General features: G+C 41.2%; 9 protein-coding genes and 3 pseudogenes. 8 read left to right on the top strand and 4 right to left on the bottom strand.

Annotated elements, in window-relative coordinates:
• Positions 1 to 3: 3 nt before the first annotated feature.
• Positions 4 to 243 carry a helix-turn-helix domain-containing protein gene (locus tag BXY_RS18680; protein ID WP_234154429.1) on the top strand — a complete coding sequence of 80 codons (240 nt, stop codon included), beginning with the start codon at positions 4 to 6 and terminating at the stop codon, positions 241 to 243.
• Between the two features lie 266 nt (positions 244 to 509).
• Here the strand turns inward: BXY_RS18680 and BXY_RS18675 are convergent.
• The 4 genes and pseudogenes from BXY_RS18675 to BXY_RS23890 all read right to left on the bottom strand — a co-directional run bounded on the left by BXY_RS18675 (position 510) and on the right by BXY_RS23890 (position 2,987).
• Positions 510 to 1,720: pseudogene (locus BXY_RS18675) on the bottom strand (IS256 family transposase).
• Positions 1,721 to 1,782: 62 nt separating this feature from the next.
• Positions 1,783 to 2,009: pseudogene (locus tag BXY_RS23900) on the bottom strand (transposase).
• Between the two features lie 31 nt (positions 2,010 to 2,040).
• Entirely contained in the window at positions 2,041 to 2,265 is a 225-nt protein-coding gene (locus tag BXY_RS23895) for a hypothetical protein (RefSeq protein ID WP_015532661.1), read from the bottom strand.
• 74 nt (positions 2,266 to 2,339) lie between these two features.
• Entirely contained in the window at positions 2,340 to 2,987 is a 648-nt protein-coding gene (locus BXY_RS23890; RefSeq protein ID WP_353844626.1) for a transposase, read from the bottom strand.
• A gap of 471 nt (positions 2,988 to 3,458) precedes the next feature.
• Here BXY_RS23890 and BXY_RS18665 point away from each other — a divergent pair, with 471 nt between their 5' ends.
• From BXY_RS18665 to BXY_RS18635, 7 genes and pseudogenes are all read left to right on the top strand, one after another.
• Positions 3,459 to 3,737, top strand: coding sequence for an alkaline phosphatase (locus BXY_RS18665; RefSeq protein WP_009039976.1), 279 nt, complete (start codon positions 3,459 to 3,461; stop codon positions 3,735 to 3,737).
• Positions 3,738 to 3,812: 75 nt separating this feature from the next.
• Entirely contained in the window at positions 3,813 to 7,076 is a 3,264-nt protein-coding gene (locus BXY_RS18660; protein WP_015532660.1) for a SusC/RagA family TonB-linked outer membrane protein, read from the top strand.
• Between the two features lie 12 nt (positions 7,077 to 7,088).
• Positions 7,089 to 8,918, top strand: coding sequence for a RagB/SusD family nutrient uptake outer membrane protein (locus BXY_RS18655; RefSeq protein ID WP_015532659.1), 1,830 nt, complete (start codon positions 7,089 to 7,091; stop codon positions 8,916 to 8,918).
• A 26-nt stretch (positions 8,919 to 8,944) separates the two neighbouring features.
• Positions 8,945 to 10,102 carry a PHP domain-containing protein gene (locus BXY_RS18650; protein WP_009039973.1) on the top strand — a complete coding sequence of 386 codons (1,158 nt, stop codon included), beginning with the start codon at positions 8,945 to 8,947 and terminating at the stop codon, positions 10,100 to 10,102.
• Positions 10,103 to 10,115: 13 nt separating this feature from the next.
• The gene (locus BXY_RS18645; protein ID WP_009039972.1) at positions 10,116 to 10,313 is read left to right on the top strand and encodes a hypothetical protein; all 198 of its coding nucleotides are present in this window, start codon (positions 10,116 to 10,118) and stop codon (positions 10,311 to 10,313) included.
• A gap of 273 nt (positions 10,314 to 10,586) precedes the next feature.
• On the top strand, positions 10,587 to 10,877 hold the full coding sequence (locus BXY_RS18640) for a hypothetical protein (protein ID WP_011107070.1): 291 nt from the start codon (positions 10,587 to 10,589) through the stop codon (positions 10,875 to 10,877).
• Positions 10,878 to 11,041: 164 nt separating this feature from the next.
• A pseudogene (locus tag BXY_RS18635) lies at positions 11,042 to 11,766 on the top strand (transposase); the annotation flags it as partial.

Below are 11,766 nucleotides of genomic sequence, written 5' to 3'. Positions count from 1 at the left end.
GGGATGCTTAGAAAATGCTCAAAGGAAATTCTTGAATTTCAGAATTTGCAGGTTCCTGTAGCTAATGAGGTTTATATGACTGGTGAGCAGGTATGTAGTATGTTACATATATCAAGCAGGACTTTGCAAAAGTTGCGGGATGAAAAGGGGATAGCTTATACTGTTATAGGTGGCAAGTTCCTTTATCCTCTTTCCAAATTGCAATCAGTATTGGAAAAAAATTATAGAAGTTATCTTCGTTAAATCAAGTGATGAATTTGTATTTATATTTATATTGCTTTTTCGTATATTTGCAAAAGTAAGTAAAAGTATAACAGGAAGAAAGTTGCAGCATATATGCGGTGTCATAGGAGTTGAGGCTTCAAGTAAGATTCAGATAATGAGTAAGGAACTTTAGAGTTAAGGATGTGTAAATTAAACTGTGTCATGCTCTATTCTCATTCAATCTCATCGGTCTAGGAACGGCCCGGCGCCAATGGGCGGGACTAACCGTCCCGACGAGCGTAAAATTACAAGAATTTAAACTTATCTCCAAATTTTATCGCCAGTTGTTGAGTAATGGCTTCCCAGTTAGCCAGTGGCATAGTCCATTTCTTACGTATGTTGCGATAAGCGAGGTAAACCAGTTTTTCAAGGGTGGTGTCGTTAGGGAACACACCCTTGTTTTTTGTCACTTTCCGTATCTGACGATGATAGCCTTCAATTGTATTTGTGGTATAAATCATACGGCGTATATCTGATGTGAACTGGAAGTATTCAGTAAGTTTTTCCCAGTTGTCCTGCCATGACTTGATGACGATAGGATATTTTTCTTCCCATTTCTCATTCAGATTAAAAAAACTCTGTTTCAGTAGCTTATTTATGTACTGCACCATAAACCCGTTTCAAGTTTTTGAGGAATTCCTTCTGATGCTTACTACCGACATATTTAATGGAGTTCCGTATCTGGTAGACGATACAAAGTTGTAATATTGTGTTCGGAAAAACACTTTGGGTGGCATCCAGCCTTTCAGGCCATCAACGTACGCAATAAGGATATCATGAACTCCACGGTTCTGCAAATCCGTCAGTACGTTTAACCAGAAATTTGCTCCCTCATTTTTAGAGATATACATTCCAAGCAAATCCTTGTGGCCTTCCTTGTCTATGCCTAAGACGTTGTAGATTGCGCGGGTAACGGCACACCCTCTCTCGTCAGTGACTTTATAATGGATAGCGTTTATCCAGACTATCGAATAAACATCATCAAGGATACGGGAACGCCAAACCTTTATTTCAGGAAGAACACGATCGGTTATTGAACTAATCGTTTCGTCAGAAACACGGTTGCCGAGATTTTCCTTTAGCCAGTCACTGATCTCACGTGTGCTGTTACCAAGGGAATAAAGTCCGATCATACGGTCTGCTACCCCCTCCGCCAAGATGGCCTCACGCTTCTTTATATACTAAGGCTCAAAACCTGAATTACGGTCACGAGGGGTAGACACAGTGATCTCACCTAATGGAGTCTGGACTTGCTTCTGCATTTTACTATTACGACGATTACCCAACTGACGTTTTTCTTCTGTAAGATGCGCATCCATTTCACCTTCCAATGCTGCATTCAATATACTTTCCAATAAGGGGACAAAAGCACCATCCTTACCAACAAAGGCTTATCGGTTTTCAGCTGTTCAATAGCTTTGTTCTTAATATTTTCAAAATCAAATTCTGCTTTCATAAAAAAACAGTGTTAGCAAAGTTAATTCCTTGATGACACAGTTTAATTTACATTCTCTAAAGTTAATTGTTCCCTGTCTTTCCAGCTTTCAGTAGTTTTGTACACATCTTTTTGATATTAAAAGTTATAGCAAAGAATGCAAAGTCCATTGTAACCTTTTCTTCTCCCACATGCCGGACCTTCTGTATGCCATGTTGTGTTTCATTTGTCCAAAAACTGCTTCCGGTTCTATACATCGCCTTCCCCTATGCCTGATGCCTTCTTCCGAGCCGTAACCGGAGTCTGCCACTCCGACAGTTGGTAAGTGGTTATAGCGTTGCTCAAAGGAGTGGGAAAGGTATGAGGGTCAGTGTATCGGTTGGGTTGGGAAACAGCCGGAAGTCTATGAGGAATTGGTTCTCGGTACCTATTTGCAGATTATATCCGGGCTTGGTCTGTCCGTTTTTCATGGTGTCTTCTTTCATGTGCATGAAGGTGGCATCAGGATCGGTCTTGGAATAGGAGTTGCGTTCTCCAAGAGTATCAAGATGGTTGTCGTATTCCATCAACTTGTCACGGTACTCCTCAAGTTCCGGACCTGTTTCTTCTTTTCTCGTATGACTTTCTTTTGTTCCTTGTCCTAGTGTTCCAGCGCCTCTTTAAGTTCATTCACTATATCTGAGAGCATGGCAGGAGTGAACTCTACGGATGTGCCTTTGGAGGAGTTCTCTTGGGCTATGGCTTCATCTGCCTGCTCCAGGAGAATGCGGATCTTATCCATCAGCTTTGTACGGTTCTTTTCGACTGTCTTGCGCCAGACAAAAGTATATTTGTTGGCCCTGAACTCAATCTTGCTACCGTAGATATGCTCTACGTCAAGGCTGATAAAACCTTTGTCGGCAAGGACAAGGACCAACTGCGTAAATACGGTATTTATTTCTTCTTTTGCACGGTTTCGAAAACGGTTGATGGTAGTAAAATCCGGATGTTCATTAGCGGAAAGCCAGATATAATGGATGTCACATAGGAGAAGCTTCTCTATTTTGCGGCACGAATAGATATTGTTCATGTAGAAGTAAATAATCACCTTAAGCATCATTTTAGGATGATAAGGACAACGACCGGTTGCTTTATAAAGCTTCTTGAAATTGTCAAGATTGAGATTATCAACAACAGTATTAACTATGCGAACCGGATCGTTCGATGCTATGTTTTCATCAATTCTTTGTGGAAAAAGAACGGTCTGGTTGGGGAATGTAAGGACGAAAATGTAACTTTGCCATAACAAAAAACTTTATGTCTAAAGATATAGAAACTTTGGATAATAACAAAGCCCGGGCTTGCGAAGTCTGGGCTTTGCGCATAAAAAAGGGTGTGCCAACGTTGAAGTGCACCTCAAAAGTTAGATAAAAAACTTTTGGGGTCATTTCACATTTGACACAATCTCTTTCTTTTCAACTTTCTTATACTTTTATGACCAAAGAGAAAGAAAAAGATTATGTGCGTTTGAATATGTTAAAATATGACCCGATTTGTCACGTTTAGGTGGTATTTCTTTTTTGTCGAACTAGGAATTTTGTTTTTGCGACCTACAGATTTTCCATTTCCTGTTTTCAGACTGCAAATTTACGAACAATCCATATTTTTATTTCTATATATGTAATAATAACAAATTAAAGAATTTAATAATTCCTTAATATTCCCGAAAGAAATGTGAAATAAAATATATGGAATTTTGCAGCGAGAAAAAATAGTAAGTATGCTTAAACGAATAATTATTGCATTGACCATTGCTTGTTTCGCACTGGCAGAAACGAAAGCTACTCCCAAATATATCTTCTTATTTATAGGAGACAGTATGGGGCTTGGCCATATTATGGCAACGGAAGAATATCTTAGAACCAATGAATTTGAACTTCTCCTTATGTTTGGATTTCCTAATGTCGGAATAATGGCCACATTCTCCGCTTCATCTCCTATAACAGATTCAGCAGCAGCTGGAACAGCTTTGGCATGTGGGCATAAGGCCAATAGATGAGTTTGGAAATATATACAAGAAAAAATGTATAGAACACAAAAATAATGAAATCAATCAATAACTAATCATTATCTTATGAGTGCATTAACAAGAAAATTAATTTTGCTGCTCGTGGTTTGCATAACTGCAATCGGAGCAGCAGCACAGACAAGAACGCTTAGCGGTGAAGTTGTCGAAAAAAGCGGAGACCCGTTAGTGGGTGTCAGTGTATTCAATCGAGAATACAAGATAGGGACAACGACTGACATAGATGGCAAGTTTGAAATCACACTTCCCTCCGGCGTAAAAAAACTGACTTTCTCCTATATAGGCTTTCAACCTTTGGAAATAGATTTGAAGCCTGACGAGAATAAAATAACCGTTACAATGACTGAAGACGCTCAAGCTCTTGATGAGGTCGTAGTGGTGGGCTATGGTACACAAAAAAAGGTTAATCTCACAGGAGCGGTCTCGGTAATTACAGATAAGGAGCTTTCCGATCGTCCGTCCCAGTCACTTACCTCAATGCTTCAAGGTACGACTCCTGGACTTAACATCACGACGGGTTCCGGTCTTCCGAACAAATCTCCATCAATCAATGTACGTGGTACCACTTCAGTAAATGCCACCAATCCTCTCGTCCTGGTAGATGGTGTTGAAAGTGATCTTAGCCAAGTCAACCCAAGCGATGTCAAGAGTATTTCAGTTATCAAAGATGCTTCAGCCGCAGCCATATATGGAGCTCGTGCCGCATTTGGTGTTATTTTGGTCACCACTAAGGCTGGAGAGAGCGATGATGCAACAGGGAAAAGAGCCAGGACTACAGTTCGATACAGTGGCAGATTCGGCTGGGAGGCAAACACCAACAGTACAGATTATGAGGACCGTGGTTATTGGGCTGTCTATACTGCCAACTTATTTGCCAGAGCTAAAGACGGTAAAAATATCATAGACTACACAGATAAGGATATGGCTGAGTTACTGGCACGTGTCAACGACCGTACAGAACACCCGGATCGTCCGTGGATAGTTGAAGATGTACGTAATGGAAAAAAACAGTGGGTATATTATGGAAATTATGACCATTATCACATGAATTTCAGTGATAACCGGCCTAAAATGCAGCATAATATATCACTGTCAGGCGGCATTGGCGATGTAAATTACTTCGTATCCGGAGCGTATGAATACCGTAAAGGCATCTTGAAAGTTAATCCTGATACCTATAACAAATATAATCTTCGGTCTAAAATAGAGTTTCCTGTTACAAAATGGGCGCGATTTTCCAATAACACATCACTTTACTCTACTTCCTATAAATCTCAGGGAAACGGCAGTATAGAAGACACATTCGGATATTCTGCAAATGGTGCATTTGCATGTTATCCCAACAAGAATCCGGATGGAACATGGATATACTCAGTACCTTATCAGAGTACAAAAATGGCAAATGGCCGTCATATTATGATTGGAGAGGGCTCACATCGTAATCTTGAACGCAATATGAGTTTTATAAATACTTCCCGTTTTATAGTAACCCCTATCAAGCAATTAAGTATTACAGGCGATTTTTCATACAAATTTGATCAGGACCGTAATTATTGGCGTTCAAATCATTTGAATTTCAGGATGTATCCTGATTCCGAAATGGACTTTTACGGTATTGGGGCCGGCCAAAACAAACTTACTGAACAGGTTTATACATCGAACTATATATCTGTAAATGCCTATGCAAATTATAATCAAAGCTGGAATGATAAACATAATTTAGCCGCAACATTTGGTTTCAATTATGAACATTGGCATAAAAAAAATCTCAGTGCAGTAGGTTATGAGTTATCATCAGATGACCTCGATGACTTGAATCTCGCAACAACCATGTTTTCAATGGGAGGTGGTCAGAACGAATACAAGCTTGCAGGATGGTTCGGACGTGTCAACTATGATTATGACGGACGTTATTTTGCTGAGATTAGCGGACGTTATGATGGTACTTCCCGTTTTGCTTCCAATAACCGTTGGGGATGCTTCCCTTCCGGTTCCGTAGGCTGGAGAATATCCGAAGAAAAATTCATGGAATGGGCACGCCCGTCACTTAGCAATCTGAAATTCAGGGTTTCATACGGAAGTCTGGGAAACCAGAACGTATCTTCTTTTTATACGTTCCTTCGTATGATTACTCTCAGTGACTTTGACACATTCAACTTTGGTTCTGATACAAAGGCGAAATATTCGTCTATCGGAGCACCCATAGCACAAAACCTTACTTGGGAAACGGCACGTCAGTGGAATATTGGTGCAGATCTAGCGATGTTCAACAATCGTTTGAATTTTACCGGAGACATTTATGTGCGAAATACCGTTAATATGCTTACCGATGGTATTGAGCTTCCCGGAGTATATGGTGCCACTCCTCCGCAGATGAACACGGCGGACTTGCGGACAAAAGGATATGAACTTTCTGCCACATGGCATGATAATTTGAAGATATTCGGTCACAACCTTTCTTATTCTGTTTCTGCCAATCTCAGTAATTATGATGCACGGATAACACGTTATGATAATCCTGAGAAAGTATTTGCAAAGAGCTACTATCCGGGCATGAAACTTGGTGAAATATGGGGTTATCATGTAGATGGTCTGTTTGCTTCTGATGAAGAGGCAGCCCAATATTCATCCCAGGTAGATCTTGGAGTTGTTGCCAAGAATCTTCCTCAAGGAACATGGAGGGCAGGTGATCTTAAATTTGCTGATCTTGATGGGGATGGTAAGATATCTGTAGGTGAGGACTCTGCTTTGAATCCGGGTGATATGAAAATCATCGGAAACGAACTTCCTACCCTCCAGTATGGATTCTCTGGCTCCCTAAACTATATGGGATTTGATATTTATGCCTTCTTCCAAGGAACCGGCAACCACTATTGGTATCCAAATGGCTATAATTACCAATTTTGGGGTTCATTTTCGGATCCTGTGGCAGGATATATACCACGTAACTTTATCGACCAATGTTGGTCGAAGGACAACCCGGGTGCATATTTCCCCCGCCCTCTCGGACAGTCAGCAAAAAATGGTCAGTTAAGCTTTGTAAATGACAGGTATCTTCAGAATATCCGCTATATGCGTTTCAAAAATCTGACAATAGGATATTCTATCCCCGGAAAAATACTTTCAAAAGTATCAATCCAACAATTGCGCGTATATTTCACAGCCGAGAATCTGTGTTACTGGTCTCCCATAAAGAAACATTCCAAATATATTGATCCGGAAGCCGCCTTCAGTCGCAGCAGCAATCAACTTAATGCGATGTATTATCCTTGGACAAAAACCTATATGTTCGGAATTGATATAACATTATAATTAACAGAGAATATGAAAATAATAAAATATCTGGTTTTCACCGTAGCTGTCACTCTGATGTGTGGGTGCAACGATGAACTTGACCTTCTGCCGAAGGACAGAATGTCATCGGAAGAATATTTCCGTACAGCTTCAGACCTGGAGCTCTTCACGAATCCTTTATATAATAACATCCTTCCCAAAGTTCAATACAAGGATCAGAGCGACATTTATGTATGTCAGTCGCTCTCCAATGAGCTGATGGGGGGCTCCTATCGTACCGTCCCCGCTTCAGGCGGTGGATGGTCATGGACAGACCTCAGACGTATCAACACTTTGCTTGGCAACATTGACAAATGCGAAGATTCCGATGCCGCCGAAAAATATTCGGCTGTCGCCAGATTCTTCCGTGCGTACTTCTATGCTGACAAAATCGAACGATTTGGCGATGTGCCTTGGTACGATACCGAACTAAGCGATACTGATCCTGAACTCTACAAGCCTCGCGATTCCCGCGAGTTAGTGATGCAGAAAATGCTGGAGGATCTCGATTTCGCAATCGAACATCTTCCCTCCCGCAACAATGAGGCTGAAGCCCCCTATAAAGTAACCAAAGGTGCTGCTCTCGCTTTCAAAAGCAGAGTATGTCTGTTTGAAGGTACTTATCGTAAGTATCACAACTTACGGATTGAAGGACATGACGCAGACTATTACTTGGCCCAATCGGCTGATGCAGCAGGCAAGCTGATTGACAGTGGTGAATATTCGCTTTATTCTACCGGCTCTCCTTCTACCGACTACAATATTCTCTTTGCAGAGGATGATGCCAATCCGAACGAATATATCCTGGCCATTAGCTACCGCTATGCAATCTTTAACAATTCACATGGATCAAACGCACACATGTTGTTGAGTAATCAAGGACGTCCCGGCTATACCCGCAAGATGGTTTGTATGTATCTTAATTCAGATGGAACCCGATTTACTGACCGTCCCGGTTGGGAGACGATGGGATTTAATGAAGAGACTGTAAACCGTGACCCCCGTTTGGCTCAGTCTATACGTACTCCCGGTTATACACGAATCGGAAAGAAAGAGATTCTCGCTCCGGATCTCGGCGTTGCAATCACGGGATATCAACCTATCAAATTCGTACAAGATCCCACGGCTGCCGGAGGCAATACCGACAGGGCAAGCTATTCAGTAAATGATTTACCTGTCATCAGATATGCTGAAGTCCTTCTGAATTATGCAGAGGCAAAGGCCGAACTGGGGACATTGACGCAGTCGGATCTTGACCGCTCCGTAAATCTGCTACGTGGTCGTGTCGGTATGCTCGGGATTGACATGGGGATGTCGAACGCTATCCCTGATCCATATCTTTGCGACCCTAAAACCGGTTTCCCAAATGTGAATGGTGCCAACAAGGGTGTCATACTTGAAATACGTCGTGAGCGTACCGTTGAACTCGTACAGGAAGGCTTCCGTTGGTCTGACCTTATGCGATGGAAAGCAGGATATGCAATAAATGACTCTGATGATAAATCATTTTCTCCATTTATGGGAATGTATATTGCAGGAGCTGGAGAATATGACTTATCCGGTGATGGGAAAGTTGACGTGATTTTTTATAATCAGGGTACTCCTAAACCCAATGCCGGAGTTGGAGTTCAGGTATATGCTCTCGGAAAGGATATATTGTTGTCAAATAATGATCATGGCTACATATATTACCACAGGAGTGTTCCAAGAGTTAACTTCAATGAACAAAGAGATTATCTTTACCCAATTCCTATCCATGAACGCTCGCTGAATAATAGCTTGACACAGAATCCTGGATGGGATGATGGTTTAGGTTTTTGATAATCTTAAATTCTTCATATAAAACAATGAAACAACTTATAATTATTACCCTCATCTTTCTTGTTGGTCAAGTAAAAGCATCAGGGCAAACATATTACACCGAGGCTACAAATAGTGATATGTTACATCAGGCAAATCGTACAGGAGCCTCCACTCGCGTCGAGTTCATACTTCCCGATTCCATCGAAGGATATATCCCACTGAAGGCGGATCTTCATCTTCATACATACTTTTCTGACGGACATCTGTCGCCGTCTGCTCGTGTCCGAGAAGCTTGGCTCGATGGTCTTGATGCTATTTCAGTGACTGATCACATTGAATATCATCCCGCCGATACTGATATGATAGGTTATCTAGGAGCTACACTCCCTGATGGTATCGAGGCTCATAATGTGAATAAAAAAACTAATGTTAAACCAAAGCAAGATCTGAACAAATCTGTTGAACTTACCAAGAAAGCTGCCGTCAGCTATGGTCTGCTTATTATTCCCGGTATAGAAATCACACGTGAGCCAAAAGGTATCGGGCACTATAACGCTCTGTTCACAACAGATAACAATGGCATATATGACCCGGATCCTCTCACCGCAATTCGCAACGCCAAAGCTCAGGGAGCTTTGGTGATGCATAATCATCCCGGTTGGCGCCGTGAATCGATTCAACACCCAGATTTTGAACTAAAAGCATACGGCGAAGGGCTTATTGACGGAATAGAAGCCAACAATGGCACAGCATTTTGTCCCGGAACTATAGACCGAGCAAAAGAAGACAACTTATTCGTAGCATCGACGACCGACCTTCACGATACATCGTTTGAGGAATATATTGGTAGAGGACTACGTCGGGACATGACGATAATCTTAGCTAAGGACCGTTCACTTGATGCAATGAGAGATGCTCTTGAAAATAGACGTACCATCGGATATGGTGCAGGAGGGACATTAATGGGACAGGAATACCTTTTACGTCAACTTTTTATGAGTTGTGTTTCCATCTCTCCCGTAAATGGTCATAATATCCAACTCAAGAATCCTACTTCTTTGCGTTTTATCATTCATCCGGATGGAAAAAATCCTATTGTACTCCCTGAATTTAGCTCAATAATTTTGTCTGACAAGGACCGCGGGTTCTCTGTAGATAATGCATGGACAGGAGCTGATTCATTTTTAAGAATATCATTATAATCAAACTGAGATAATGAAAAAGTCAATAAATATCCTATTTTTTACGTTGATGCTTGCGGTTTTTTCTGCTTGCATCAACGATAATGAGCCGATAATGGCAAAAGCTGTACTCTCAAGTACAGAAAATCTTTCTTTCGAGTCAACTGATGCTGAGAGCCTGATAATCACCATATATGCTGATGCTGAATGGAGAGTCGATACGCCTGACTAGATTACTGTTACTCCTTCAAATGGTGTCGGACTCACAGACGTGACCGTTTGCGTTAAGGATAATTATAGTGATGGAGAAGTTGACAGTCCACGCACAGACAAAATAGTCTTTCATGAGTCAAAACTCTCCAGCTATGCCTATGTTATCGTCTCTCAAGAAGGCGACTGTTATCGAGGAATCTCTGAAATTTCAGTGAAAGATATATTCTCTACTGACGATCATTCATTTATTATAGTGAAAGACGCTGTCGTCAACATAGTAAGTGGAAACAGTATGATTATTTCTGATAAGTTCAGTCTTGAAGCAATGTGTGCGACTACTATTACTGATGTCAAAGCCGGAGATGAAATCATTTTGTATGGGCAAAAACTTACTGATGAAAACTCCTGTGTGACGATAAAGACAGACCGAGTAGATATAATCTCATCAGGAAATTTCATAAAATATCCCAATTCGACAGATATTTACGACTTTGACAATAAAATAGATGAATGGTCATTCATAATAGTTGAAGGAGTAGTTAACGGTAACACCATTGAATTGAATGATAAGTCAACATTTTAGGTTAAGACCATCTTATTGGAATCTAATTTAAATGGGGATATTCCCAAAATAAGAAAAATTAAGGCAACTAATTTATTGCGAGTTAGTTGCTTTTTTGTATCTTTAAGCATTGCCCCCAAAAACGGTTTGACGGCCAAAACGGGGGGAATCTAAACTAAAAACACATGGTAAAGATACAAAAAATCTCCGGAATCGAACCTTGTTTAGGTTTTACCGAGTTCGATATGCTAAAAAATATCGTCAAAGTTTTGCAACGAGTGAATTAGGTCGACTCCATGCTCTCTTCCCTTTTTCGGAACAGGTCCGACAAATGCATTTGAAGTCTTCTCCTTTGGGGCGTAAAAGTTATTTTCTCCCGAAGGTAAAATAGCCTTGATGGTCCTGAAGTCCTATGCCAACTTTTCCGATGCACAACTGATTGAACATTTAAACGGTAATATTCATTACCAGTTGTTTTGTGGTGTTCAGATTGATCCGCTTCATCCGCTGACCAATCCTAAAATCGTCAGTGCGATCCGCCAGTTCCTGACGAATCGCCTTGATGTTGAGTCCCTCCAGCTTATTCTTGCCGGGCATTGGAAACCTTATCTTGAGAACCTTCATGTCTGTATGACGGATGCCACCTGTTATGAAAGCCGTCTGCGTTTCCCTACTGATACCAAACTCTTATGGGAAGGTATCGTATGGCTTCATCGTCATCTGTGCAAACATTGCCGGAGATTGCACATACAACGTCCCCGTAACAAGTATCTTGATGTAAGCCGTGCCTACCTTGTTTACAGTAAACTGCGTAAACGCAGGAAATCACAGACCCGTATGATTACACGCGGGCTACTTCAGTTGTTGGAAAAGTTGCTTGACCAGCTGGAGCGGATTCATTCATCCTACG

Source organism: Bacteroides xylanisolvens XB1A (genome assembly GCF_000210075.1).
Taxonomy (GTDB): Bacteria; Bacteroidota; Bacteroidia; order Bacteroidales; family Bacteroidaceae; genus Bacteroides; species Bacteroides xylanisolvens.
The sequence above is the reverse complement of the archived record's forward strand: the minus strand, read 5'-3'. Positions and strand labels throughout refer to the sequence as shown.

What these genes read in the sequence shown, in the direction of transcription:
- BXY_RS18680 (WP_234154429.1), top strand. Translation starts at nt 4, where the DNA reads ATGCTTAGAAAATGCTCAAAGGAAATTCTTGAATTTCAGAATTTGCAG.
- BXY_RS23895 (WP_015532661.1), bottom strand. Translation starts at nt 2,265, where the DNA reads ATGGAATACGACAACCATCTTGATACTCTTGGAGAACGCAACTCCTAT.
- BXY_RS18665 (WP_009039976.1), top strand. Translation starts at nt 3,459, where the DNA reads ATGCTTAAACGAATAATTATTGCATTGACCATTGCTTGTTTCGCACTG.
- BXY_RS18660 (WP_015532660.1), top strand. Translation starts at nt 3,813, where the DNA reads ATGAGTGCATTAACAAGAAAATTAATTTTGCTGCTCGTGGTTTGCATA.
- BXY_RS18655 (WP_015532659.1), top strand. Translation starts at nt 7,089, where the DNA reads ATGAAAATAATAAAATATCTGGTTTTCACCGTAGCTGTCACTCTGATG.
- BXY_RS18650 (WP_009039973.1), top strand. Translation starts at nt 8,945, where the DNA reads ATGAAACAACTTATAATTATTACCCTCATCTTTCTTGTTGGTCAAGTA.
- BXY_RS18645 (WP_009039972.1), top strand. Translation starts at nt 10,116, where the DNA reads ATGAAAAAGTCAATAAATATCCTATTTTTTACGTTGATGCTTGCGGTT.
- BXY_RS18640 (WP_011107070.1), top strand. Translation starts at nt 10,587, where the DNA reads ATGATTATTTCTGATAAGTTCAGTCTTGAAGCAATGTGTGCGACTACT.